Origin of the sequence: Prosthecobacter sp. (assembly GCF_044222565.1) — a bacterium.
Taxonomy (GTDB): domain Bacteria; phylum Verrucomicrobiota; class Verrucomicrobiia; order Verrucomicrobiales; family Verrucomicrobiaceae; genus Prosthecobacter.
The window spans coordinates 164,957-189,648 of sequence record NZ_JBGANA010000011.1; the positions used below are offsets into that span (position 1 = coordinate 164,957).

Annotated in this window: 20 protein-coding genes; 5 read left to right on the forward strand and 15 right to left on the reverse strand. The window is 59.5% G+C overall.

The annotated features are described in order from the left end of the window. Positions 1-104: 104 nt before the first annotated feature. Positions 105-2,081: a tetratricopeptide repeat protein gene (locus ACILSR_RS17575; RefSeq protein ID WP_395751102.1), complete on the forward strand. Its 1,977-nt coding sequence runs from the start codon at positions 105-107 to the stop codon at positions 2,079-2,081. A gap of 15 nt (positions 2,082-2,096) precedes the next feature. Here the strand turns inward: ACILSR_RS17575 and ACILSR_RS17580 are convergent, their stop codons facing one another. From ACILSR_RS17580 to ACILSR_RS17595, 4 genes are all read right to left on the reverse strand, one after another. Then, on the reverse strand, positions 2,097-3,122 hold the full coding sequence (locus tag ACILSR_RS17580; protein ID WP_395751103.1) for a WD40 repeat domain-containing protein: 1,026 nt from the start codon (positions 3,120-3,122) through the stop codon (positions 2,097-2,099). Beyond that, positions 3,119-4,384 carry a DUF1501 domain-containing protein gene (locus ACILSR_RS17585; protein ID WP_395751104.1) on the reverse strand — a complete coding sequence of 422 codons (1,266 nt, stop codon included), beginning with the start codon at positions 4,382-4,384 and terminating at the stop codon, positions 3,119-3,121. The genes ACILSR_RS17580 and ACILSR_RS17585 overlap by 4 nt, the downstream gene beginning before the upstream one ends. A 15-nt stretch (positions 4,385-4,399) precedes the next feature. Beyond that, complete coding sequence (locus ACILSR_RS17590; RefSeq protein ID WP_395751105.1) at positions 4,400-5,956, reverse strand: DUF1549 domain-containing protein; 1,557 nt, start codon at positions 5,954-5,956, stop codon at positions 4,400-4,402. A gap of 65 nt (positions 5,957-6,021) precedes the next feature. Then, on the reverse strand, positions 6,022-6,840 hold the full coding sequence (locus tag ACILSR_RS17595) for an alpha/beta hydrolase family protein (protein ID WP_395751106.1): 819 nt from the start codon (positions 6,838-6,840) through the stop codon (positions 6,022-6,024). Positions 6,841-7,398: 558 nt separating this feature from the next. Between ACILSR_RS17595 and ACILSR_RS17600 the strand changes: the two genes are divergently transcribed. Continuing rightward, positions 7,399-8,487, forward strand: a complete 1,089-nt coding sequence (locus ACILSR_RS17600) for a sensor histidine kinase (RefSeq protein WP_395751107.1) — start codon at positions 7,399-7,401, stop codon at positions 8,485-8,487. 117 nt (positions 8,488-8,604) lie between these two features. Beyond that, the gene (locus ACILSR_RS17605) at positions 8,605-9,564 is read left to right on the forward strand and encodes a hypothetical protein (protein WP_395751108.1); all 960 of its coding nucleotides are present in this window, start codon (positions 8,605-8,607) and stop codon (positions 9,562-9,564) included. Between the two features lie 107 nt (positions 9,565-9,671). Here the strand turns inward: ACILSR_RS17605 and purL are convergent, their stop codons facing one another. From purL to ACILSR_RS17620, 3 genes are all read right to left on the reverse strand, one after another. Beyond that, positions 9,672-12,062, reverse strand: coding sequence for a phosphoribosylformylglycinamidine synthase subunit PurL (gene purL / locus ACILSR_RS17610; protein WP_395751109.1), 2,391 nt, complete (start codon positions 12,060-12,062; stop codon positions 9,672-9,674). A 118-nt stretch (positions 12,063-12,180) separates the two neighbouring features. Next, positions 12,181-12,492: a hypothetical protein gene (locus tag ACILSR_RS17615; protein ID WP_395751110.1), complete on the reverse strand. Its 312-nt coding sequence runs from the start codon at positions 12,490-12,492 to the stop codon at positions 12,181-12,183. Then, complete coding sequence (locus ACILSR_RS17620) at positions 12,492-12,755, reverse strand: hypothetical protein (protein WP_395751111.1); 264 nt, start codon at positions 12,753-12,755, stop codon at positions 12,492-12,494. The genes ACILSR_RS17615 and ACILSR_RS17620 overlap by 1 nt, the downstream gene beginning before the upstream one ends. Before the next feature lie 194 nt (positions 12,756-12,949). Here ACILSR_RS17620 and ACILSR_RS17625 point away from each other — a divergent pair, with 194 nt between their 5' ends. Next, positions 12,950-14,164 (forward strand): Tm-1-like ATP-binding domain-containing protein, encoded by a 1,215-nt coding sequence (locus ACILSR_RS17625; RefSeq protein ID WP_395751112.1) that lies wholly within the window; start codon positions 12,950-12,952, stop codon positions 14,162-14,164. A gap of 62 nt (positions 14,165-14,226) precedes the next feature. Further along, a complete protein-coding gene (locus tag ACILSR_RS17630) occupies positions 14,227-14,820 on the forward strand; it encodes a hypothetical protein (RefSeq protein WP_395751113.1) in 594 nt (197 codons plus the stop codon). Positions 14,821-14,826: 6 nt separating this feature from the next. Here ACILSR_RS17630 and ACILSR_RS17635 read toward each other — a convergent pair whose 3' ends face one another. The 8 genes from ACILSR_RS17635 to ACILSR_RS17670 form a co-directional block, all read right to left on the reverse strand. Then, positions 14,827-15,108: a DUF167 domain-containing protein gene (locus tag ACILSR_RS17635; protein WP_395751114.1), complete on the reverse strand. Its 282-nt coding sequence runs from the start codon at positions 15,106-15,108 to the stop codon at positions 14,827-14,829. A gap of 4 nt (positions 15,109-15,112) precedes the next feature. Next, the gene (locus ACILSR_RS17640; RefSeq protein WP_395751115.1) at positions 15,113-17,407 is read right to left on the reverse strand and encodes a VWA domain-containing protein; all 2,295 of its coding nucleotides are present in this window, start codon (positions 17,405-17,407) and stop codon (positions 15,113-15,115) included. Positions 17,408-17,417: 10 nt separating this feature from the next. Next, complete coding sequence (locus tag ACILSR_RS17645) at positions 17,418-19,571, reverse strand: BatA domain-containing protein (protein ID WP_395751116.1); 2,154 nt, start codon at positions 19,569-19,571, stop codon at positions 17,418-17,420. Positions 19,572-19,575: 4 nt separating this feature from the next. Continuing rightward, entirely contained in the window at positions 19,576-20,469 is an 894-nt protein-coding gene (locus ACILSR_RS17650) for a DUF58 domain-containing protein (protein ID WP_395751117.1), read from the reverse strand. Positions 20,470-20,523: 54 nt separating this feature from the next. Beyond that, positions 20,524-21,525: an AAA family ATPase gene (locus ACILSR_RS17655; RefSeq protein WP_395751118.1), complete on the reverse strand. Its 1,002-nt coding sequence runs from the start codon at positions 21,523-21,525 to the stop codon at positions 20,524-20,526. A 159-nt stretch (positions 21,526-21,684) separates the two neighbouring features. Next, positions 21,685-22,161 (reverse strand): 2-C-methyl-D-erythritol 2,4-cyclodiphosphate synthase, encoded by a 477-nt coding sequence (gene ispF / locus ACILSR_RS17660; protein ID WP_395751119.1) that lies wholly within the window; start codon positions 22,159-22,161, stop codon positions 21,685-21,687. Positions 22,162-22,168: 7 nt separating this feature from the next. Further along, positions 22,169-23,569, reverse strand: a complete 1,401-nt coding sequence (locus tag ACILSR_RS17665; RefSeq protein ID WP_395751120.1) for a histidinol-phosphatase — start codon at positions 23,567-23,569, stop codon at positions 22,169-22,171. 51 nt (positions 23,570-23,620) lie between these two features. Continuing rightward, complete coding sequence (locus tag ACILSR_RS17670; RefSeq protein WP_395751121.1) at positions 23,621-24,685, reverse strand: hypothetical protein; 1,065 nt, start codon at positions 24,683-24,685, stop codon at positions 23,621-23,623. Between the last annotated feature and the right edge of the window lie 7 nt (positions 24,686-24,692).

Consider the following 24,692-nt stretch of genomic DNA (forward strand, 5'->3'; position numbering starts at 1 on the left):
AGGTTACCCTTTAGTCGCGGTGGTGTCTGACGCGACAGGGTATGTCTTTTGCTTATGCGAGGCGTTTCGGGGCAAAATGACTTCAGAATTAAATTTTTGAAGTCATGTCGAAGCGCCACCGCAGCAAAAACTCCAAAAACAAAAACGTGACAAGACATGTCACGAACCCATCCACAATTCCTCAGGAATCTCCGGGGCCTGTCGACGAGGCGCCACAAACGCTGCCTCAAACTCCAAGCTCTCCTTCCGCGTGGGTGCATGCGGCAGTCGTCACCTTGCTGCTGGGGCTTTGCGCAAGCCTTTATGTCTGGACAGCCGACTTCCCGATGGCGTTTGATGACCACACCTACCTCAAGGACAATCCCTTCTTTCGCAATGGCAGCAACTTTGACTATCTCAAAGACTTCAATGAGTTTGCGACACGACCGTCAAAAATTGGCTCGGATCCCGACTATGCAGTCAATGCCATCATGCGTCCGGTCGCCTATGCCAGCTTTCGGCTGAACTACCTGCTGGATGCATTTAAACCACGCTGGTTCCGTGTGGGCAATGTTTTCATTCATGCTTTTAATGCGATCTTGCTTTACGTGCTTCTAAACCTTCTGCTCAGGCATTCTAAACTGGCAGGAGGGCTGCGGCGCGGATCCGTGCTGTTTATATCCGCGTCTTCGGCCCTGCTGTTTGTGGCACATCCGCTGGCCACGGAATCAGTGACTTACATCATTCAGCGCTTCACATCGCTCGTGGTCCTGTTTTCACTGCTCAGCCTGGTTTTGTTTTTTGCCTCCTGCTTTACTTCGTCAAAATGGCGGTGGCTGCTGAAGGCGGGGGCTGTCATCGCGGTGGTGATGGCCATGCAGACGAAGGAGGACGCAGTCATGGTGCCGCTGCTGGCGCTGCTGCTCGACTGCCTCGTAATCGGCACGCGTCTGCGCGCGGCTCTGCTCAGGGCGCTGCCGCTGCTTCTGTGCCTGCCGCTTATTCCCATGCTGGTGTTTTTCACGGCGTCCGCACAGGCCGGCGGGTTTGATTTCAACGCGGCCCTGAACATTGTGAATTCCAGGGACGCACCGATGAATCACTGGCATTACATCGTGACGGAGTGGACTGTCATCGCGCACTACTTGCGGCAGATGTTCTGGCCAAAAGGAATGAATCTTGATCCGGACTGGCCGAAGTATGAGTCACTCTGGCAGGGGCCGGTGCTGCTGGCCTTGGCAGCGCTGGGCGGACTGGTGGCCTCCACGTGGATTCTCTGGCGTCGTTTCCGCGGAGATGTGCGTCTTGTTTTGGGGTTCGCCTGCGTGCTTTGGTTCCTGCTTACCATTTCGGTCTCATCAGCCCTGGTGCCGCTTCCGGACCTCGTTGCAGAGCATCGCTCCTATCTTCCGTCCATCGGCATTTTTATCCTTGTGGCCTGTCTGCTGGACTGGCTGCGGGGCAGTGAAATCCGCCTGGGGGCGCAGCGCATATGGGTTCCGGTTCTGGTGTTTCTTTCTGTGGGAGCGCTGTCCTGGAAGACCTGCATTCGCAACAATGTCTGGCGGACACGCGAATCTCTGTGGGAGGACACCGTGGCAAAGAGCCCCGGCAAATACCGCACTTGGGGGAACCTGGGCGCGGCCTATTCAGACGCGGGAAAAAATGAGGAGGCGGTGCATTGCTTTCGTGAAGCCCTCAAAGTCGAGCCACGCTTTCAAAACGGACTGCTGAACCTTTCCAATTCTCTGCTCAAGCTCAACCGTCCCAAGGAAGCTCTCGACACGACCATGCAACTGATCAACCTCGACAAAAATGCCACCTCGAGACTGCCCGTGGCCTTTACGCTGGGACTCAGCTTTGCCGGGGTTGGGCGCTACGATGAATCGATCAACGTGTTCAAGAATATCTTGAACGCATTGCCTGACGATCCACAGACTCACAAGGCTCTGGGACTGGTGTATTACCAAACCGGGGTGCCACATCGCGCCCTCGACCATTTTCAGCATGCCGCCCGCGTCCAGCCGGAGGATCCCAATATCAAGAAGCTCATTGAAGCAACCCAGCTCGCCATTGCTAATCGAAGCAAAGTGGCGAGGTGAGGGGCTGTACCCGGCTCACATTTCAAACAGATGCAATGGCGAGCTGTTCGTCTTGTACTCTCCATTCTTTCCCAGGCTGCGGCCGTTGCCATTGCTGTCGCGGTTGGTGGAGGTGACGACAAAATATTTGCCATCCGGGTGCAGCGCCAGAGAATGACAGTTCGCCATTTTGGTATTCACATGAAATGGTTCTTTGTCCGCTGGGTTGGTCAGGAAAAGCATGCCGCTTCCTGGTGTGCCTGCAGTCACGGCCATGAGGTGACCGTCCGGATGCTGCACCAAGTCATGGATGAAGCCCTCCTTGTTCGCGCCATGGGTGAATGTCCTGGTCAGTGCGCCGCTGGCGAAGTCGAAGTGGAGGATGGTGGGGACGCTCTGCGGTGTGGCGCCGTTTTGCGGCGTGGTCCCGGCGGCGAGCAGGGTTTTGCCGCCATCGATGAAAAGCAGCACACGCAGGCCGCCCAGATCCTGGATGCGGTCCAGCTTGTAGAGCGCGGAGGCATCCAGCGTGCGCTGCGGCTTTTTGAGATCATGGTCCATCACCACCAGCCGCCCGCGCATGTCGCCAAAGGCGAGGTCCTGGCCATCGGGTGAAAAGGCAAGCGCATACACGTCTTCGCCAGCCGCGTGTTCGGCCAGCTTTTTGCCCGTGGCGGCATCCCACAGGCGCACGAACTGATCTTTGCCGCAGGTGGCGATGCGGCCGCCATCAGGTGAGACGGCGATCTGCCGCAGCCACCCGTCGTGCGCGGCGCCATGCTGCCAGAGCGTCTTCTCCCCCTCGCAGCAGCGCAGCTGGCCCCAGGTGTCCGCGCAGAACAGGTGCGGCAGCTTCGGGTGAAACGCGATGGCCGTGCTGTAGCCGTGAAAACCTTCGAGCGAGGGCAGGGGAGCCAGCGTTTTGCCATCAAACTGCCATCGCCTCACCACGGGCTCGTAGCCTGCAGTCACCAGCACACTGCCATCATGGCTGAAGCGTGCAGCGCTGATCTGATGCTCGCTTTTGATTTCGGCGAACTGTTTGGGTTCGCGGTTGTTCATGCCAGCGCCTCCTTGATGGGAATCATTTCATCGTGTGCGATGGGCAGCGGCTGCCCGGCGTTGTCAAACTCCGTTCTCAGCGGGTCGATGCCCAGGGCGCGATACCAGGTGTGAAACATGGAGCCGATGTCATAGGGCTGAGATTTCACCCAGGTGCCTTTGTCATTGGTCTCGCCCACGATGGTGCCGTGGCGCACGCCGTGGCCTGCCATGGCGATGCTCCAGGCCTCGGGCCAGTGGTCCCGGCCTACATGGCCGTTGATGCGCGGTGTGCGTCCGAATTCGCTCAGGCAGATGACCAAGGTCGTTTTGAGCAGGCCGCTGGCTTCGAGATCTTCCAGCATGGCGCTGAAGGCCTGGTCAAATTTGGGCACCATCGTTGCATGCGCGTTGAAGTTGTCGCCATGCGTGTCCCAGCCGTAGCTGGTGACTTTGACGAACCGCACCCCGGCTTCGAGCATCTGCCGCGCCACGAGCATGTGCTGGCCAAAATCATTCCGCCCATAGCGTTCGCGGTCGCGCTCCGGCAGCCGCGAGGTATCAAAGATGTCCGCGCGGGCCATGAGCTTTTCGGCCATATCAAACACGGAAGCATTGGCTTCCACCACCCGTTTCTCGCGCTTTGTGGCAAAGCGCTGGTCCAGCATGCTGCGCAGCTCATTGCGTGCGCTGTCCTGCTCCGCGCTGATGTCTGGATGCCGCAGCAGATTCTCCGGCGGCTTTCCATCACCAAAAGCCAGCGATCCGTATTTAGGGCCTAGAAAGCCGGCATCTTCCGCACGAAAGCCCCCGCTGCCGGGCTTGATCCAGACATACGGTGGCAGGCCGCTTGCCCCCGGTCCCAGGAGCTTTGCCACACCTGAGCCGAAATGCGGATAAGGCACGCCGCGGTTTTTGGGATCACCTCGCTGAATGCGGTCCACACCCGAGGAGTGAGCATTGTCCTTGGTGCACATGCTGCGCACCACGCAGAGCTTGTGCATCTGCTTGGCCAGCTTTGGCATGAGCTCGCAGAAATGCACACCGGGAACGCTGGTCTTGATGCTGCGGAAGGGGCCGCCAAACTCCGTGTCTGGCTTCGGATCCCATGACTCGAGCTGCGACATGCCGCCATCCATCCATACAAACAGCACCTGCTTGTCCCTCTCCCTCATCACTTCCGCCACTGCGGGTGAAATCAGTCCGCCCAGCGCACCCAGTCCACCGCCAAGAAAGGCGCGGCGGGAAAGCAGGTGGTCGCCAGGAGTGCAGAGCGGATTCATGGGAGGCGGAGCATGTCAGTGGTTTACAAAGAACTCGGTGGAGCTGAGCAGTGCCCAGGCAAAATCTCCAATGGCCTTTGCCTTTTCGGAAGCGTGCGCGGCGAGCCAGGTTTGCAGCTGTTTCTTTTCCTCGGAACTCGGCAGACGTGTCAGGGTGCTGAGATAAAGATCATCAGCAGGGTCCGGAAGCGCGGCGAGCCGCTCGATGAGGTTTCCAGGTCGCGGCTTCAACGCCCAATTCACGTGGTCGCTGTTGCGGAAGAACAGCGCGCTGCGCAGCGAGGGATTGGCGGCGAGCTCCGGTTCCTTGGCAGGATTGGCGAGCGCTCCGGCAAAGGCCTTTTGGAAATCGGCAAGGCTGTACTTGGCGGCATCCACCTTTACATCAGGCTTCTTGCTCGTCTCCAGACGCTCGCGTTCGCCCGTGGCGATGAGAAAGGCCCTCAGCTGCTGCTCTGTGGTGAGATGGCGCTGCGGCACTCCTGTGTCGGTGCTGCTTCGCTGGTAGGACTGCGTGTGGGCGATTTCACGAATCAGCCAGCGCAGATCAAACTGATGCGACGTCAGTTCCTTCGCCAGGAAGTCGAGCAGTTCAGGATTCGCCGGCGGATTGTCACTGTGGTGCAGATCCAGCGGTTCGACGATGCCTTTTCCCATGAGCAGGAACCAGACACGGTTGGCGATGTTCCTGGCAAACAGAGGGTTCTCAGGGGCCGGAAGGCGCTGAGCTATTTCGTGCAGAGGGCTGAATTTTGGCTGGCCGACCTCCTTGGTTTTGCGGTCGGGTTTGATCAGCCACCCTTCATCAGCAGCGGAAGCTGGAATCATGACCTCCTCACCAAAGGGCACGCGAGGCGCAGTCTGCGATTTTTTGCTGGTGAGCACGGAGGCAAACTCGTATTTGGCGGTGATGAGGCCTTCGCTGACCCATGGGGTCTTGTGCTTCTCATCGGTGGCTTGCAGCTTGAGGTTTTGATAGACGGCGAAGAGGCCGTTGAAGTCGATCTGCTTGTAGTCACCCACGCTGAGATGCCGGTGGCACTGGCAGCACTGCAAATCGATCCCCATGAACATGCGTCCCACATCACGCGTGAGCCCAGGGTAGTCCGTGTCCTGCTGCCCCACCTTCTCCAGCCTTCTTGTGATGAAGTAGCCCGCGCCACGCTGCTTCTCATGGAGAAAATCTGGAGCCAGCATTTCTCGAACCATGGCATCCCACGGTTCGTTGGTTTGAAATGCGTTCACCAGCCAGGCTTTCCATGCCTCGTTCTCTCCACGACGTTCCATCAGCATGACATTGAACGCCTCCGCCATCCGCACCGCAAATCTCGGGGCTGCGATGAGCTTTTCGATCAGTTTGGAGCGCTTGTCCGGCGCCTCCTCGGCGAAAAACGACCTGGCTTCGTCAGCCGTCGGAATCCCACCATCGAAATCCAGCCACACGCGGCGCAGGAATTCCGCGTCATCCGCAGCAGTCACTTTTTGTGCCTTGTTTTTCGCCGCGAACAAAGAGTCGATCTTTTCTGCAGTAGACGGCTCCGCTGCAGCCGATGAGGCTGTCAGCAAAAGCATGCTGGCTGCGCATGAAACCCAAGTCCGGTGCATGCTACCAAGTACGGCACAGAGCCGCCCTTGTTTCATGGCGGGCCGTTTGTGCGGGGGAACGAATCCAGCCAGTCGGCCACCTTGGCAACCACCTCGCTGCGACGGCGGAAAAACAAAAAGTGGTCTTCTCCTTCAAAGCGATGCAGCGTGACCTCCATTCCTTCAGCCTTCAGTTTTTCTGCATAAATTGAGACATAGTCCCACGGTACGCGGTCATCGCTGCCACCGGAAAGAATCAGCATCCGGCGCTGCTGGAGCCGCGAGGCCAGTTCCGCAGGGGCGATGCGATCATGCAGCACCGCGGAAAGAAAAATCAGCGAACGAAACTTTGGTCCCGGGGCCGATTCCGCAAGACACAGTCCCTTGCCTCCATTGGAGAGCCCCATCAGGTGAATGTTCTCCGGGTCGATCGCCGCATGCTTTCCGGCATCCGCCAGAGCGTTGGTGATCGCCTTATAGCCGCCCTTTTTTTCCCAATTTCCCAGGCCGAAGCTCGGGGCGATGACGATGAAGCCCAGCTTATCCGCCATCTTGGACAGCAGCCAGATGTAGGCTTTGAAATTGCCGCCGCTGCCATGCAGGAAGACAAGGGTGGGGGCAGGCCTGGCGCGGTCCACGCCCGCCGGGATGTAGTGAAAATAATGACCATCCCGAAACTCTTCAAAACTGGCCTCGCGATAAATGGACGGAAGCGCGGAGCCCACGGCGACGAAGTCTGAATCGTCGCCGATTTCCGTATAAATGGCATCCGTCATGGCCGACAGTTCTTTGCGTTGCCGCCGGGTAAAGAGCGGATCGAACGCCACGGCCGCCACATAGCCCAGATGGATCTGATCGATCTCCGGCAGCAAACTGCCGACGGAACACGGAGCGTGTTTTCCACTGCTGGTCCAATATCGCGTGTGAATCTTTGCGCTTTCCGCCGTCTGCCCGTCTGGGGACTGCCATGCCACCAGCCCAAAAGCCGCAATGCCCGCCAGCAGAAGGCCCTTTCCAAGCCCGCTTTGCAGCTGCGACTCGCGCTCATGTCCGAAAAGCCAAAGCAATGGCCCCAGACCAATCATTCCGAAGGAGGCGCAAAGCAGTCCGCCCTGCCAGGTCACCATGCAGCAAAGCCCAATGAAAGCCGAGGGAACCAGCAGCAGTGCCAGGATTAAAACGAACGATTTGAGGAGCGCAAACGCACGAGACATGAGGAGACGCAATCGTGGGGTGAGGGGGACTGCAACGAGTTGTTTCGTCAGCTCTGACCTTGGATTCCCGTGCGTGGGCGGCGGAGCCGAGGTGTCCTCCTGTCCAGTTCATTGGAATTCAGGCTTTCAGGGGCGTGGAAAGAGGATTATATTTTTTGGTAATTATCTAAGATAGCATCTGCATGAACGTGTCCCGAAACCGCTACATTCCAGCTCATGAGTGAGATTGCCGTGGACAGCCCGGATGTCTGGCCGCTTCATCGTGCTGTAAATTCCCGGGCGGACAGTGTTACCTTCAAGATGCGCACCAGTCCCCTGTGGGTTTCATTGTTCGCGCCCTTGCTGCTGACAGTTCTTATCGGATGGTTGGACAACATCACGAGCTTTGAGGTCAGCTGGTTTGTCTTCTATGCTCTTCCCATCATTCTGGCTGTATGGTGGGCCGGTGTTCGTGGTGGGATGTCAGTGGCCATCGTGTCGGCTGTGGTTTGGTGGGTGGCAAACAGATACTCCAGCCCCTACCAAACTGTGATGGGGTATGCCTGGGCCATGCTCAACCGGCAGTTCTACTTCTTCGTGCTGGTTTTTGCGGTGAATGCCGTGCGCAACAAGCAGGATGCAGATGCGGCCCACATCCGCATGCTGGAGGAGCGGCAGCAGCTGGAGCTGGACATTATCAGGGTGAGCGAGCACGAGCAGCAGAGGATCGGCCAGGACCTGCATGACGGCCTCTGCCAGCAGCTTGCGGCGATCGGCTGCGCGGTTCAAGCGCTGGCGGAGGATCTACAGTCCCAACGGCTGCCTGCGGCGCAGGACGCGGCCCTGGTGGTGGAGTCAGTAAGCCAGGCTGTGGTAGACGCGCGTGGGCTGGCTCGCGGCATCTTTCCGGTGCATGTGGATGACTCCGGCTTTTCAGTGGCCTTGAAAGAACTGGCAGGAAATACCAGCCGGCTGACTGGCGCCTCGATCGTCATTCACGAAAGAGGAGAGATCCAGGTCGGAAAACCCAAGGTGGCGATGCACCTCTACCGCATCGTGCAGGAAGCTGTGGCCAATGCAGTGCGCCATGGGAAGGCAGGTGAAATCGTCATCTCATTGATCCAGCACGGCGAGACAATGGAAATGAAGGTGGAAGACAATGGCAGCGGCATGAATGCCGACAAAGCAGCCCTGGCTACGGGGATGGGGCTGCGCACCATGCGCTATCGATCAGAAATCGTGGGGGCCGACTTTAAAATCACGCCACGCAATGGCGGGGGGACGTGTGTGTGGTGCAGGCTGCGGGCAGGGGACAGCGTATCCTAGAGGTGCGCTGGTTTGATGTCGCGAAGTCGAAACGCTGACGTGATTCCGTTGAGATGGCAGAGACCGAGTTTCCGCGTGAATAATGAAGATGGAGAATGCGTTTCAGTCCACCGTGCCATGAGTTTCAAATACGTGATCGTTTGCGCAGGTCTGGTCTTTGGCGGCCATGCTCCCTGGTCTTTGGCCGGGGATCTTGTTCCCTTCAGCGGCGACGTCGTCCAAGGCATGTCGGTGGAACAGATTTCCAAAGCCCTGGCATCCACCGCACTGCGCCGGCAGCCGCTGCGCCTGGTGCTGAGTGAAAAGGCCACTTCCCAGGCTGCGGAGGGTAAACCAGCGTCACAGATTCTTTATCATGTGATCTGGGTGGAGCCCGGGTCCCGACGAATGCGCTATGACCGTGTGGACTATGCGACCTCCGACAAGTCCCCTTACGTGGTGAGTTCCTTTACCGATGGCGTACACTCGGGCCGCTGGGAGAGCGGGGTCAAAGAAGAGGATGTGCCGCGGTTGCTGAGCGGGGATGACAGTATAGCGCGGGGCGGCATGTGTTATCTGGGGCCTGCCGTATGCTATTCTCCCCAGATCGTACTGCGAGTGCTGGGACTGACGATGCTGGACAAACCTATGGCCGAAGTCGTGGAAAGGTGGGGAAACGGTGCCACCATCATTCCGGATGCGGCGGGAGACGGTCTCACATTGGAGACCCAGACCAAGAAGCTCATGTTCGACGGTCACGGACTCTTGAAGCAGTATCTGATGTTTGACGCCGCGCGCGAGGCTGACGCTGGAGGTGATCCTACAATCGTTGAGAGCATTCTCGTCACCGCAACTGGCCAGGTGGGAACTTTTGCCGTCCCGACCCAGATATGCCGCCGCATCAATATTGAGGGCAGGACGCATGAGTCAGTTTTTGAACTCAGGGTGAAGGACTGCAGGCTGTTTAACACCCAGGAGATGGATCAGGCAGTCAATCCACTCTTACCCCAAGGCACTCCGTTGGTCGGCGGAAAGCCAGGAGACAGGATCGAGACTGCAAGGCGCGTGTTTGGTGAGGGAGCGAATGAGGTGCGTTAGAAACGAACCCTTTCGACCGATAAGTCGGCGAGGGCGATAGACTTGCCAAGGCCAGGGCAGGCCTGGGTTGGGCGCTTGCAGGCGAACTGGCGCAGCGGCGGCGTGAATCAATAATATTTCACCAGACCATCACGCCACAGCGGCTTGAGCTGATCCACAGGGGAATCAATGAGCGTGGTGCCGTTGTGAGAGATGTAGAGATATTGCTCGCGGGTAGAATCGCCGATGATCACCAGACCAGCAGCCTCTGCAGCACTCACATGCTCAGGCGCGATCTCCACGAGGAGGCGGCCAGGTGTTTCGCCAAAGAGAAGCTCCGCAGTAGTGAGGCCGGGGGCGGCGAGCGGCATCTTGTCCGTGGATACGCGGATTCCCGCCTTGCCGCTGAAGGACATTTCCGCCAAGGCGACGGCGAGGCCGCCTTCACCGATGTCGTGCGAACTGAGGACGCCGCCCTGTTTCACCAAATCGTAGTAACGGCGGTAGGCGGCCATGCTTTCATCTTCGGAGAAGTCTGGCGCTGCATCCATGCCGATGCCCTTCGTGTACTTGGCTACGATGCTGCCGCGCAGGCCGGTGCTGGCCTTGCCGAGGATGGCGATCTTGCTGCCTACGCGACGCAGAGAAGCGCCGACGACATGCTTCGCATCCTCCACGATGCCGAAGCCGCTGAGCAGCAGCGTGACGGGGATGGAGACCGGGCCTTCATCCGTGACGAAGTAGTTGTAGAAGCTGTCCTTGCCCGAGACGAAGGGGGCGGCGTACGTGGTGGCGGCCTTGGCCATGCCCTTGGTGCACTCCACGAGGGCACCGAGCTCGCGCTCGTTGTCGGGGTTGCCCATGCAGAAGTTGTCAAGAATGGCGATGCGGTCGGGGTTTGATCCCATGGCCACTAGCTGGCGCACGCACTCATCCACGACGGCGCGGCCCATGAGGTGCGGGTCGGTTTTGCCCCATTCAGGGAGAAGAGCGCAGGCCAGGGAGACAAGCTGATTGCTGCCGTCCACGCGGATGACGCTGCCGTCCTGGGGCGCGTCGCCAGAAGCACCGGCCAGCGGCTTCAGCACCGTGTTGCCCTGCACTTCGTGGTCGTATTCGCGGATGATCGGCTCGCGGGAGACGATGGAAAAATCAGCGAGGAGTGTCTTAAGAGTCTGCGTCCAGGACTCCGGGCGCACGGGGACGGCAGGCTTCACTGCCGGAGGGGTGCGCCATTTGGCCTTCATTTCACGGCGCGGGGCCTCGTGCAGGGCCGCTACATGCAGGTCGCAAACGACGGTGCCGTGGTGCAGGACTTTCAGGCGCTGGGAGCCGTCTGCCTTGGCCAGCACGCAGAGCTCGGTCTGGTAAATCGCGGCCAGCTCGTGCATGGCGGCGAGGTCCTTTTCTTCGATGGCGATGACCATGCGCTCCTGAGATTCGCTGATGAAGACCTGCCAGCTTTCGAGATCCGGGGCCTTGAGCGGGGCATTTTCCAGCCACACTTCGCCGCCGGTCTCACGCAGCATTTCGCCTGCTGCAGAGCTGAAGCCACCGGCACCGCAGTCGGTGACGAATTGAACAAGGCCTTTCTCACGAGCGGCGAGCACGAAGTCTGCGGCCTTCTTTTCCTCGATGGGATTGCCGATCTGCACTGCGGTCTGGTCCTCCTCGTGCGAGTCGGTGGTGAGGGATGCGGAGGAGAAGGTGGCGCCTTTGAGGCCGTCCTTGCCAGTGCGACCACCAGCAGCGATGAGCAAGTGACCGGGTTTCACTTCCTTGGCGATGTCCTTGATGGGGATGATGCCGGCGGTGCCGCAGAAGACGAGGGGATTGTAAATGAAGGTGTCGTCAAACTGGATAGCCCCATTGACCGTGGGTATGCCCATGCGGTTGCCGTAGTCGCGCACGCCGCGCACCACACCGCGCATGACGCCGAGAGGATGAATGACGTCCTTGGCCTTGATGTCTTCCTGCTCAATGTTGGGCGGGCCAAAGCAGAAGACGTCGATGGAGGCCACGGGCTTGGCGCCTTTCCCTGCGCCCAGGATATCGCGGATCACCCCGCCGAGGCCGGTGTTTGCTCCGGCGTAGGGCTCGATGGCGCTGGGGTGGTTGTGCGTTTCCACCTTCAGGCACACGGCCTTGTCGGCATCCAGGCGGACGAAGCCTGCATTGTCTTCAAAGGCGCTGAGCACGAAGTCCGGCTTGTTCTTGCAGATCTCCTCCGTCACGTTGCGGATGTAGGTCTTGAAGAGCCCGTCCACTGTCTCCTCCTTGCCGTCCAGCACGTGGGTGATCTTCGCGCCAAAGATGCGGTGCTTGCAGTGCTCGCTCCAGGTCTGGGCGATGACTTCCATCTCGACGTCTGTGGGCTCGCGGCCCTCGTCCTGGTAAATCTTCTGCACGGCGAGCATGTCGGCGCGTGAGAGCGAGAGCTTCATGCGCTTGGAGAGGTCAAGAAGCTGGTCGGCGTTGAGTTCGCGGAGGGGGATGTGACGAAAAACGGCTTTGGACATGGGTGGGACCCCCTGACTTGGCGAGGAATCCGCCGGGTTCAATGGCGGAGGCGGAAAAATGGGTGGCCAAAGGCGGAGGGTCTGTGGGGAAGGCTTCGCCTTTGACTTCTCCGGGGCATCAGCGTGGCATGCGGGACTTGAGAATAGCCCGGATTTTTTTCGGGCTTTGATGCAGATGCTGGACTGCCAGGATCATGTTCCGGCTTCCTACCACCGCGTAGAAGATGCCGAGATTCCAATTTTTCACAATCAACTTGCGGGCACGCTTGTCATAGCGTGAGCCCAAGAGTGGGTTTTGCGCCAGCAAACGGTACATATGGGTGATGTCCGCATTCATTCGGAGAGTGTGATCCTCCCCGCGCTCCATCTGCTCGCAGTAATGAATGAAGAGATCTTCTTCCGCGCCTGAGAGAACCACGATCTCGTTCATCAGCTCTGTCTGGCGGCTTTCCACTCGGCCACTCTTTTCAAGAGACGCTGCTGCACCTCTTCCCACGGGGCGGCGGTTTCAGGGTGCTCATGGTAATGCTGCAGCCGTGCTTCCAGCAGTTCTGAGATCGCCGCCTTTCCCTCGGGAGTTTCGGACACGTCAAATGAGTCGGTGGCTGTCAGGCGCTCCTCTAATTCCCAATACAACTCGCGCATGTCTTCCACGGACATCGTGGCAAGCTGGGCAAGAATTTCGGTGCTCATGGGAGGATATTAGCGGTGCAGCCTGCTTTCGTCAAGATGGCGGCAGGGCCTGTCACACCTCTAGCAGCTCTGCTCCTGCGCGAACCAGGCGCGGGGATAATCACCTTCAGCGGTGTGCAGGCGTGGTGCACTCCGGATAGGAGGTGGTGCGAAACGGTTGCTGTTCTTCCCGCGCCAGCTTTTATCCTGCCCCCATGGCAACCATCGCAGTCCTCGGCACGCTCGACACCAAAGGTCAGGAACACGCCTACGTGGCGGAAATCATCCGCGCACGCGGGCATCAGACGCTGCTCATTGATACCGGCAGCGGCGCAGCGCCGCAGGTTCAGCCGGACATCACGCGGGACCAGGTGGCGGCAGCGGGGAAGGTGGATCTTGCTGGAATTATGGCGCGTCAGGACCGCGGCGAGGCCGTGACAGCCATGGCGGGGGCGGCGGCAGCGTTTCTCTCCGCGCTGGTCAGCAGCGGCAAGGTGCAGGGCGTCATTTCTCTCGGCGGCGGCGGCGGCACAGCCATCGGCACCGCAGCCATGCGCGCTCTCCCTGTGGGATTTCCGAAGGTCATGGTCTCAACGCTGGCCGCAGGAAATGTGGCCCCGTATGTGGGCACGAAGGACGTCGTCATGTTTCCCAGCATCGTGGATGTCAGCGGCATCAATCGCATCTCGCGTGTGCTGCTGGCGCGTGCTGCTGGCGCTATCTGCGGCATGGTGGAAACGACGGTGCCCACGGGCGAGGACAAGCCGCTCATCGCCGCCTCAATGTTTGGCAACACCACCGAGTGCGTGAACAAGGCCAAGCAGATTCTCGAAGATGCAGGTTACGAAGTCCTCGTCTTTCACGCCACGGGAACGGGCGGCAAAATCATGGAGTCGCTCATCGAAAGCGGCATGTTTGCCGGAGTGCTGGACATCACCACCACGGAGTGGGCGGACGAACTGGTGGGTGGCATCCTTGGGGCTGGAAAAACTAGACTGGATGCTGCGGGCAAGGCGGGCATTCCTGCGATCATCACACCGGGCTGCCTGGACATGGTGAACTTTGGCGAAAAGGCCAGCGTTCCCGCCAAGTTCGAAGGCCGCACCTTCTACATCCACAACCCGCAGGTGACCTTGATGCGGACCAACGCCGCCGAATGCGCTGAACTCGGCCGCATCCTGGCGGAGAAGGCGAACGCCTACACCGGCCCCGTGACCGTGCTGCTGCCGCTGAAGGCCATCAGCATCATCAGCGCGGAAGGGAAGCCATTTCACGATTTCGAGGCCGACATGGCTTTGTTTGCCGCCATTCGCGAGCATCTGCGGCCGGGCATTCCGCTGGTAGAGGTTCTTGCTGAGATCAACTCTCCCGTGTTCGCAGCAGCGTGCGCAAACAGCCTGCTGGGACACCTTTCTCAAGCCGAGTCTTGATTCCAAATCATCGCCGGTTCTCTCATTGCAACCCAGGGTGGTCGGTCCAAACTGGCACATCTATGAACTACCCGCTCACGTTTCGATTCAAGTTCTTCGCCCTGGCCCCGCAAATCTATGTGACCGACGCTCATGGCGGCACGGTGTGCTATGTGAAGCAGAAGCTGTTTCGCTTTCGCGAAAAGGTGGAGGTGTTTGCTGATGAAACCATGAGGACGCTTCTGGCCACGATCGAAGCCGACCGCATCATCGACTGGTCGGCGCGATACACGTTCAAATCTCCCGATGGGCAGGTGATCGGTGCGGTGGGACGGCGGGGGATGAGGTCGCTGTGGAAAGCTCACTACGATGTGTTTGCGCCAGGTTCTCAGACGCCTGCCTTTGTGATTCAGGAAGCGAATCCTTGGACGAAAATGCTGGATGGTCTGGTGGGTCAGCTACCCGTCGTGGGCATGTTCACCGGCTTTATGCTGCACCCCAGTTATGTCGCCTCCCGAGGCGAAGGCGGTGCGCCGGTCGTGACGCTGACCAAGCAGTCTGCCTTTTTCGAAGGCCGCTTCGGACTGACGCAGGAAAGTCCGGCGGATGATGGCGAGCAGCTGGCGCTGCTGCTTTCGTTCCTGATGATGAATCTGCTCGAGCGTTCACGGGGTTGAGCCAGTTTATCTTGGCAATCCTTCCATCACCGAAGCAGGCAGCTCCACCGTCTTCTGCCGGCTGGAGGTGCCGCGCAGCAATGAGATCTGCCCTTTGGCGCAGCCCAGTTCGTCGGCGAGGAAGCGAATAAGTTCCGTATTGGCTTTGCCATCCACCGGCGGGGCTTTGAGCTTCACCAGCAGCACAGGACGGCCTTTCTCATCCGCGGTCCATCCGGCGAATTCGGACTTCTTCGCGTTTGGAGTCACACGTACGGCGAGCTGGGCGAGATCCTGGGAGGCGGCCATGGGATCAGACGAGTTTCAATCGTTTGCGCATGAGCCACTCGGCGGTGAGCAGCAGGATGGCGGCGCCAAACCACCACCAGCTGCTCCACAGGATGGTCTCATCGGTGATGACCTGTTTGCGGTCCATGCTTTGCAGCAGACTGGGCAGCAGGCTGCCTGCCTGTTCTTCGCGCATGAAACGTCCACCACTGTTGGTTGCCATGGTCTCGAGCAGCATGCGGTTCATGGTGAGGGCGCCCCACTCGAGATTGCCGGTGTCTGAGACGTGCAGGGAGAGGCGTGCATCGCTGCGTTGCGCGCTGGGGCTTTCGGCCACGGCGATCTCATACGTGCCGGCTCTCAGGGGGGGCGTAACGGCCCGGTAGATTCCGATGTGCGTGGGGTCTGCTTCCAGCTGCAGGGTGGCCACTTCAGCTCCGTCATGCAGAAGGTAGGCGCGTGGCTGTGCGTCCGCGATGATGTCTCCGTTGTCATTGCGCACGCGCACGCGGATTTCGGAGGATTCTCCAGGTGAATACCGCAGGTGGTCGGTGCCGAGGGAGAGTTTTTTCTGATCGATCTGAAACGGCGGCGCAGCAATCCACGAGCCAAGCTGCATCCACAGCCGCTGGTGGTACAAATCCGCCACTTGAAAGCGCCAGCGCCACATTTCATCAGTACCGAGGTAGAGCACGGCGCCGGCACCCACCTGCCGAAAGACCATGGTGGGCTGCTGCGCCTTTGCGAGCGTGATCGCAGCGGGAAGCGGCTCGACGTTCGAGTGCCAGTTTATCTTTGGCAGCGTGGGCCAGAGAGTCGCGTTGGCGCTGGGGCTGTCGCTGAGACGCAGTGCGTCAAAACGCTGGCCATCGGCCGTCAGCTCGATGCTGGACGGGGAAACTTTGCCGCCGGACGAGCCAAAACGCACCGGGACGAGCGGGGCGGTTTTCCCCTGGCTCCATTCTTGCAGTTTGCCACGCTGGCCATCCACCATGATCAAGCCGCCGCCGCGCTTCTCAACGAACTCGACGATCCAGTCAAGCTGCTCGCCTTTGAAACGGCTCAAAGAAATGTCGCCGAGAATGATGAGGTCATAACTCAGCAGTTCGTCCCGGGTTTTGGGGAAGTTTTTCTGCAGGTTGCCGTTCGCCGCATTGTCGGCCATGTCGTCAAAGATCACCTTGGCCTGCCAGCGTTCATCCCGGTCAAAGTGGTTGTGTACATAGCGCGACTCCCAGCGCGGATGGCCATCGACAATGAGCACCTTGCGTTTCTTTTCCAGCAGATGGATGGAAAGCTCGCGGGCGTTGTTCGAGCGTGTTTTTTCCAGTGCGGCACGGTCGCCGCTGGCGGAGACCTGGATGTTCACGCTGCGCAAGGTTTTATCGCGCTGAGCAGGGGCGGGCGGAGGAAGTTCGGAGACGGGAAAAATGAAGTCGTAGTTCTTTTCTCCTTTGCCATCGGTGGTGAAGTCTTTCTTCCACAGCACCTTGCCCTGGCTTTCGATGCGAACGCTCGCGGGAATGCCACTTGGCATGCTGTCATTCACGGTCAGCCAGCCTTGGAAGTTCTCCTTGGAAAAGACGGACTCGGGCGCGGTGACGGCCAGCAGCGCGAGATCCGCCGGGGGAATCTCGGTGCCAAAGCCGACGGTGAAAATGGCGGTGCCGCTGCTCTTGAGCGCCGTGCTGAATTCCTCCGGCGAGCCAGAGGAGTTGTGCTGGCCATCCGTGAGCACAACGAGTGCGGTACCCGCAGCGGCGGGGCCGAGCGCCGCGCGCAGCGTCTGGTCCAGATTGGTGATCGGCGCCGTGGCTGGAAGGTCAAAGCTGGCGGGCATATCGCCCGAAGTGTCTTTGCCACTCTGGCGGTACCACCACAGGCGCTGTGTGTTCATGCCGCGCAGGGCCACCAGTTCAACGTCCTGCGTCTCGGCGAGTTTTTTTAGCAGTGGCGTCGTGCCTTTGAGCAGGAGATCTTCCGCGCGTTGAAAGCGGGCCTTGGGAGTGCCGGTGGAATTCTCCGCAGTCTCATCCGTAAGCTGCATGCTGGCGGAGCTGTCCACGGCTACGATCACGCGGCCCAGCTGCCTCATGGTCGTGACATGCCGCAGGATCGGACCTGCAAGCGCCAGAACAAGGATGAACACTGCGAGAGAACGGAGCACCGCAGGTGCCTGGGCCGCCCGGCCACCCACAAACTTCAATTCACGCCGATAGAGAAACCACATCAGCGCCGCCAGACCAAGCGCGATCACGACCACCGGCAGCGGCGGGTAGCCGCCGGTAAAGCGCAGGGTGGTTTCGGTTTGCGGTGTCATGCGGAAAAGCTCAGCCTCTGGCGATGTGTTGCTGCAGCAGAACTTCTGCGAACAAAAGCATCAGCAGCGCGACAAGCAGAGGCTGCCAGAGTTCGCTGCCATGCCGGCGGGTGCGGTCAAGCGCCTGGTAGGAGGGCAGAGTGTCGGCGTAGGCCGCATCATGGCGCTGGGCGATCTTCTGAATGTCCGCCACGGGCAGGGCTTTGAGATTGGATTCGCTGCCGTCAATGTTGAAGGCCAGAAGCGAGACCTTTTCCGTGCCGTTTTTTTGCAGCTGATAGATGCCAGGCTGCGAGATGGACGAACTCTGCACAAAGACCGCATCTCCTTCTTTGACGGACTTCAAGGTCTGTGTCTGACCCGTGGGATCTCGGAGAGTGAACTCGGAGCCGAGCTCCGCTTTATCCAGCGGCAGGCGGATCGTCGTGCCCACAAGCTGCCATGCAGGCGCGCTGCCCACGGTTGCAAGGTAGGTGGTGAGCCGCTGCATGAGAGGCACAAAAAACGGCTGCAGCGGCAGATTGCTCCATTCTGCGTTGGCCGTGGTGGCGGAGGCGATGACGCGTCCACGCCCGTATTTCTTTTCGACCATCAACGGCATGTTGCGGTCCAGATTGAAGATGCGCTGGGTCTGATCTCCCTGCGGAACCAGTTCAAACCAGTGGCGGAATTCAGCATCCTGCAGCCGGCCTGCGCGCGCATCGTTGAAGTAAAGAGCGGAGGGATGAGTGAAGCGCTGCATCAGGATGCGTGCGGACGGTTCGTCGGCATCGGCGCGGCCCTGGCCTTTGATGGCGGCAGGATAGAGCCCCTCTCCTTTGCGGAAGAACTCGCGGTTGTACCATTCGAGATCGCACTCAGGGCCGGCAAAAACGAGCAATCCGCCGCCCTCTTTGACAAACTTGTCGATGTCATTCTGCGTATGACCCTGCAGGCGCTGCACATCGGCCATGATGATGACCTCCTGCTGGCGAAGGTCTTCATTGCGGATCTTGCGCAGATCCACCTTGCGGGTTCGGATCAGATCTTTCAGCGATGCGGAGGCAACCGTGTGCGGAGTGAGCGCGATCTCCAGAAAGTCAGTGGCGCCGCTGAGCGGCTCGGTGCCTGGCTTGCCGTCGATGAGCAGGACGTTGAGCTGATTGCGCACCTGCACGATGGAGTGAAAGGCATTGTCATCGGCAAAGCTGTCGCCTTCGATGCGGACAGAAAGCGAGTGGTCGCCCACCTTGTTAAAGGCATGGGTAAAGGACAGAACGGCCTCGCCTTCCGGCGCGAGAGAAACGCGCGCGGTGCGCAGGCGCGCTCCATCTGCCTCCAGTTGCACCGGAATGTCCTGCCAGGGGCGTTTGCCATGGTTCTTGATGCGCACCCGCATGCCGATGGGCTGGGACTCTGCGGCCACGAGAGCGGAGATGTCCGCGCTGGCGATGCTCAGATTCTCCGCGAGGTCGCTGCCCACACGGTAAAAGGTAATCTGCGGCTTCGGCTCCTGCTTGGAAAGATTGTCCAGCGCGGGAAGCGCGGCACCATCGGCGATGGCTTTCCAGTCGGCTTCCTGGAAGTCGGAGACGATCACCACCTCACGCGCGGCATTGGGCGCATCCTTCAGGGCGGAGGTGGCGGCTTGGAAGGCATCATTGGCGGCCAGCGGTCCGGACATGGAAGGCACATCGCTGAGCTGCTTGGGCACGAGATCGAGAGACGTGGTGGACTTGTCGAGCAGCTTGCGTGGCGAGCCGCCGGAAAGAATGACCTGAGCGCTTGAGCCACTTGGCAGATCGGTGAGGATGTTCTGCAAATCCTGCCGCGCCTGCTCCATGACGGTGCCGCCCGGCAGCGTGGTCTGCGCAGCGGGTGCGCGCATGGAAAAGGAGTCATCCAGCATGACGACGAGGGAAGAACTCCCAATGCCAAGGGAGCGCAGCGCCGTCAGAACAGGGCGCGCCAGACACAGAGCCAGCACGATGGGAATGGCAATGCGGATCATGAGCAGCAGCAGCTGCTCGATTTTCATCTTGCGCTTCCGCTGGCGGATCACCTCGTGCAGCAGGTGCATGGCGCCCCAGCGCACGGTGATCACCTTCCGCTTGTTGAGCAGATGGATGATCAGCGGGATGAGGAAGGCCGCTGCGCCGAAGAGGAGGATCTCGTTGATGAACATTGTTTTAACGCATGCGCAGGGAGAGGTAGTTGCGCAGCGCCATGGAGTGAGACTCGTCTGTCGGCAGGCTCAGGTAATCGACTTGGTGTTTGCGGAAGCCTTCCTTGAGCTGGGCGGCGAAAATCTGCTGCACTTCCATGTAGCGCTGACGGATGGTGGCGGGATCCAGAAGGAGGAAGTCGTCGTTGTTCTCCAGGTTCTCAAAACGGGCCCAGTTGCCGAATGAAAAGTCGAGTTCGTCGCGATCCCAGAGCTGGAGGGCGATGATTTCGTGGCCTTTTTTGCGCAGCACACCGATGGACTGAAGCAAAGCTGTGGGATCGTCAAAGAAATCGCTGATGAGAATGACAAGGCCCCGGCGCTTGAGACGCTGCGCGAGAGATTCAACCACGGGTGCCAGGCTCGTGTCCTTGCCGGGAGTGGTCTTCACCATAGTCTCCAGCATCAGATGCAGGTGGGAAATCTTGGTGCGGCAGGGAATGATGTCCCGCACCTTGGAGTCAAAGGTGATGAGCCCCACGGCATCCTGCTGGCTCATCAGCAGGTAGGCCAGCGATGCGGCGAGCTTGCGCGCGTAGTCAAATTTCAATACGCCCTTCTGGCCGCGGTAGCCCATGCTGCCGCTGGCATCCAGCACGATGGTGGCGCGCAGATTGGTCTCTTCATCAAACTCTCGGATGTAGAAGCGGTCCGTGCGGCCGAAGATCTTCCAGTCCAGCCGGCGGATTTCGTCTCCCTGCACGTATGGGCGGTGCTGGCGGAACTCGACGCTGAATCCCTTGTGCGGCGAGGCATGCTGGCCGGTGGTGAATCCTTCCACGACCGTGCGCGCAAAGAGCTGCAACGTCTGCAGACTCGTGATGTCTTCGGCGTGGAGAATGTCGGAAAGCGTGGCCACTGGGAGGGCGGTGTCTTGTCTGGATTAACAATCGTCTGACCTGATGACTGCGACTTACAGCACCCGCGTTTCGCCCCTCTTGGTCTTTTTAACCAGCTCCGCGATGATCTGATCCACCGTGATGCCTTCAGCTTCGGCATGGAAAGTGGGGACAAGACGGTGGCGCAGGGCAGGGGCGGCAAGGGCTTCGATGTCATCCGTCGTCACATGGGTGCGCCCCTGGAGCAGGGCGCGGACTTTGCCGGCGAGCACGAGCATCTGGCTGGCACGCGGGCCAGCCCCCCAGCTCAGCATGCTCTTCACATAGTCAGAGGCGTCAGGCTCGGTCGGGCGGGTGGCGCGCACGAGATCCAGCACAAAGTCGATGACATGATCCGGCACCGGAACCTTGCGTGCGAGCTGCTGTGCGGCATGCAGTTCTTCTGCCGTGATGACGGCCTCGATTTCCTGCGTGTCTCCGCCCGTGGTGCGTGCGATGATCTCACGCTCGTCGTTGCGCGTCGGGTAATCGACTTTGATGAGGAAGAGGAAGCGGTCCTTCTGCGCTTCAGGCAGCGGGTAGGTTCCTTCCTGCTCGATGGGGTTCATCGTAGCCAGCACAAAAAAGGGCTTGGGCAGCTCATGCGTCACCTGGCCGACGGTCACGTGCTTTTCCTGCATGGCCTCCAGCAGCGCAGCCTGCGTCTTTGGCGGTGTACGGTTGATTTCGTCCGCCAGGATGATCTGCGAGAAGATGGGGCCCTGCTGGAAGACCAGCTTGCGGCGGCCGGTGTCAGCGTCTTCCTGAATGATTTCGGTGCCGGTGATGTCGGCTGGCATCAGATCGGGCGTAAACTGAATGCGGCGGAAGCTCAGGTGCATGGCATCTGCCAGGGATTTGACGAGCAGGGTCTTCGCAAGCCCGGGCACACCTTCGAGCAAGCTGTGCCCTCCCGCGGCGATGGCAATGAAGACCTGCTCAATGACAGCCTCCTGTCCGACGATGCGCCTGCCAAGGGCAGCTTTGAGCTTGTTGTAACCTGAGACGAGAGCGGCGGCAGCGGCGGAGTCAGACATGAGAAGGGAGTGACGTATCAGAATGAGGAGTGACGGATGAGGACCGTTGAGGGGGCCATCAATCCGTGCGCAGTGAACACGAGGACGAAGCACGAATTCTTTCCACTCTTGCGCGCATGCTGGCAAGAAGACAAAAACAGATTTGTATTTAATGCAGAATCAGATCCTGCTGACGCACGCCACCGCCATGGCGGCGATGCCTTCTTCCCGTCCCACGAAGCCCAGCCGCTCGTTTGTGGTGGCCTTTACACCCACCTGATCCGCCCGAATGCCCAGCGCGGCGGCGATGTTTGCCTTCATGGCGTCCGCATGCGGTTTTACCCGCGGTGCCTCCGCGATAAGAGATGAGTCCACATTCTCAATCCGCATGCCTTTGTCCGCGGCGATCTCCGCACATTTTTCGAGAATCTTGAGACTGCAGATGCCTTCGATGCTGGGATCGCTGGGCGGAAACCAGTGGCCGATGTCGGGCTCTCCGAGAGCGCCTAACACCGCGTCTGCAATGGCATGGCTGAGAACATCCGCGTCCGAATGGCCTTTGAGGCCGCGCGAATGTGGAATGATAACCCCCCCGAGCACGAGGGGGCGGCCTGCTTCAAAGGGGTGGACGTCGTAACCAATGCCGGTGCGAACCATGAGGAGATCAGGCGTTATGGTCTGCGGCCTTCTTCAAGCTGGCAAGCACGTCGGAGATCGGCAGATCGATGCGATGGCGATTGAGAAAGTAGCTGACGTTCTCGTAACCTGCTTCAGTGAGATTGTTCAAGGCGGTCACGAAATGCTCGCCAACTCGCACGGAGCGGTGGGAATCCGATCCGACGACGATGGGAATCTTGCGTTCTGCCATCATTCGCAGCATTTCGAGGCCTGGGTTCATCTCGGAGTAGCTCTTGTTGAGCCCGGAAGTGTTCAGCTCCATGGCCACACCGGTGGCGGCGATACGGTCAAGAGCGCCAGCAACGGTATTTTTCACAATGGCAAAGCACCAGGAATCCGGGTGGTAATTCTTCACCAGATCGGGATGGGCGAGGGCATCGTAAAGGCCGGACTCGGCAGACTTGGCCAGGTGCTCAAAGTAGGTGCGGCGGAAGTTTTCGATGGTGCCGGTCTCAAACTTGTTGAGGTACTCCTTGGCCTGCCAGTGAACGGCTCCAAGCACATAGTGGAAGTCGGCACGCTGGTGCAGCTGGGTGATGTACTCTTCGCATCCGGGAAAGAACTCGCTCTCGATTCCGAGGCGGATGTCGAGCTTGCCCTTGAAGGCGTCCGCGGCGCGCTGAACGAGCCCCACATAGGTGTCGAATTCACTTTCGGCCATGCGCACGGACGGCCAGAAGCCGTTCGGCATCGGGCAGTGGCAGGTGAAAATGATGCCCTTCAGCCCGGCTTTCACCGCCTGTTCGGCATACTCTTCCGGTTCTCCCCAGGCATGTTTGCACAGTGGGGTGTGCATGTGGGAATCGTAAAAAAGGGCTCCCGATTTAGTTGGCCCAGGAGGTGGCAGGGGCTGGCTGGGAATTCGTTTGGCCGGAGGCGGCGGAGGTTCGGCAACGACCTCCACGGGAAGCGTCGGTGCAGCTTTTTTGGCAGAAGGCGATGCAGCAGGTGCAGCCGGTTTCGGGGCTGCAGCGGGGCTCGGCGCGGTTTTGGCGACAGGTTTTTCGTCAGGTGCCGCCACCTTTGCTACGGAAGGCTTGGCGGGCGCCGCCACAGACTTGGCAGGTGCTGCTGCCACGGGTTTTGCTGGCGGCGGTGCTTTGGCTGCAGGTTTGGCAGGCGAAGGCTTGACGGGTGCCGGGGCGGGTTTCGCTGCCGGAACTTTCGCTTTCGGAGCGGGGGCTTTGGCCACCACCTTCTTCTTGTTTGCAGGCTTCGGCGGAGATGCCTTTTTGATTGCGGGCTTTTTGGCGGCGGGTTTCTTCGGAGCGACCTTTTTCGGAGCAGGCTTTTTGGAGGCTACTGTCTTCTTTTGGGGCAGCGCTTTCTTGGCTGGCTTGGAAGGGGCCTTTTTCTTGGAGGCCACGGTTTTTTTGGGCGCAGGCATGGCCTTACCCCGGGCCGCCTTTTTCGTGTTTCGTTTGGGTTTGCTCACAGTCTAGCTCCTGGTTCCGTGCAATATCAGCCATCCTTTGCCCTCGACTGCTGCAATCCGTGCGTTTTTACCACTGCCGGCTGGGCCTGGAAAACAGAGTCGAAGAGTTAATGGGACATCTTTCCAGTTTCCGGTCTGGAGTTGCTGGAGAAGCGGCTGAAATTTAGGATCTTTACGATCAAAGTAGGCATATATGACGTCATTATCGTCAGGATGCTTGATTTCGAGAACCTCACTGCCCGCTGGCGTCGCCTCTGGCGGGCTGTTTTGCGGTTTGGAGGCGATCACCCGAAACAGCATTGGAGAAGTGGGCTGGGTTTTGATAAACTCCTCCCAGTTGGTTTCGCCGTATCGGACAGAGCTTTCCCAGTCCACGCGGAAGCTGCCGTCTTCTTTTTCTTCGATGATGAGGCTGACCGGCTCAGCATTGGCAAAGATCGCCTGAGCGTAGCCAAGGCGATAGCCCGCCTCCTCTACCGGCAGCACCCAGCCAAGACTCTTCCACTCCATTGGCTGCTGGGGGTGGCTTTGATAGTAGTTCTCCATCAGGGGGCGTACTCTAACCGGGTCGCGTGAATAGAGAAGCTTCTGGTCGAGGCTGGCTGCTTCAAAAAAGCCCCGAACAGCGTGTTCGATTTTTGGCCTTTTGGTGTCAATGCCCTCGATGAGGGACGGGGTTTCGGAGGCTAAGTTGCTGCCTCCAAGAGGACCGCCGCGTCCTGCTTGAAGTGTGGTATTTTCAGTGGTTGTAGACGATTCTGATTTTCCACGGGGCTCGGGTGCGCGGACCTCGGAAGCACCATTTAGAAGTGAGGGATGTTCCTTGGTTTTGCCCGACCAACGCCTCTCCAAGTCCTTGTCATATACCGACTGAACATACTCGGGGTTGACCTTGGCTGATTCCCAAAGTTTTACCATAACAACACGAACCACCGTGGCAATCATAACCACCAAGGCCATGCAGCCCAAGACCGTGGCGATAGCGTTGATCATGGCCTCGCGGCGCCGTGCTCGGCTGCGGCGGGGCGGATCATTGTCAGCAATGCTCGGATTGGTCATGGCAAACACGCATGGA

Coding starts and splice junctions, on each gene's coding strand:
- ACILSR_RS17605 (WP_395751108.1), top strand. CDS start 8,605: ATGAGTTTCAAATACGTGATCGTTTGCGCAGGTCTGGTCTTTGGCGGC.
- ACILSR_RS17665 (WP_395751120.1), bottom strand. CDS start 23,569: ATGCCTGCGCCCAAAAAAACCGTGGCCTCCAAGAAAAAGGCCCCTTCC.
- ACILSR_RS17640 (WP_395751115.1), bottom strand. CDS start 17,407: ATGACACCGCAAACCGAAACCACCCTGCGCTTTACCGGCGGCTACCCG.
- ACILSR_RS17645 (WP_395751116.1), bottom strand. CDS start 19,571: ATGTTCATCAACGAGATCCTCCTCTTCGGCGCAGCGGCCTTCCTCATC.
- ACILSR_RS17620 (WP_395751111.1), bottom strand. CDS start 12,755: ATGAGCACCGAAATTCTTGCCCAGCTTGCCACGATGTCCGTGGAAGAC.
- ACILSR_RS17625 (WP_395751112.1), top strand. CDS start 12,950: ATGGCAACCATCGCAGTCCTCGGCACGCTCGACACCAAAGGTCAGGAA.
- ACILSR_RS17580 (WP_395751103.1), bottom strand. CDS start 3,122: ATGAACAACCGCGAACCCAAACAGTTCGCCGAAATCAAAAGCGAGCAT.
- ACILSR_RS17615 (WP_395751110.1), bottom strand. CDS start 12,492: ATGAACGAGATCGTGGTTCTCTCAGGCGCGGAAGAAGATCTCTTCATT.
- ispF (WP_395751119.1), bottom strand. CDS start 22,161: ATGGTTCGCACCGGCATTGGTTACGACGTCCACCCCTTTGAAGCAGGC.
- ACILSR_RS17590 (WP_395751105.1), bottom strand. CDS start 5,956: ATGCTTTTGCTGACAGCCTCATCGGCTGCAGCGGAGCCGTCTACTGCA.
- ACILSR_RS17575 (WP_395751102.1), top strand. CDS start 105: ATGTCGAAGCGCCACCGCAGCAAAAACTCCAAAAACAAAAACGTGACA.
- ACILSR_RS17655 (WP_395751118.1), bottom strand. CDS start 21,525: ATGTCTGACTCCGCCGCTGCCGCCGCTCTCGTCTCAGGTTACAACAAG.
- ACILSR_RS17585 (WP_395751104.1), bottom strand. CDS start 4,384: ATGAATCCGCTCTGCACTCCTGGCGACCACCTGCTTTCCCGCCGCGCC.
- ACILSR_RS17635 (WP_395751114.1), bottom strand. CDS start 15,108: ATGGCCGCCTCCCAGGATCTCGCCCAGCTCGCCGTACGTGTGACTCCA.
- ACILSR_RS17600 (WP_395751107.1), top strand. CDS start 7,399: ATGAGTGAGATTGCCGTGGACAGCCCGGATGTCTGGCCGCTTCATCGT.
- ACILSR_RS17630 (WP_395751113.1), top strand. CDS start 14,227: ATGAACTACCCGCTCACGTTTCGATTCAAGTTCTTCGCCCTGGCCCCG.
- purL (WP_395751109.1), bottom strand. CDS start 12,062: ATGTCCAAAGCCGTTTTTCGTCACATCCCCCTCCGCGAACTCAACGCC.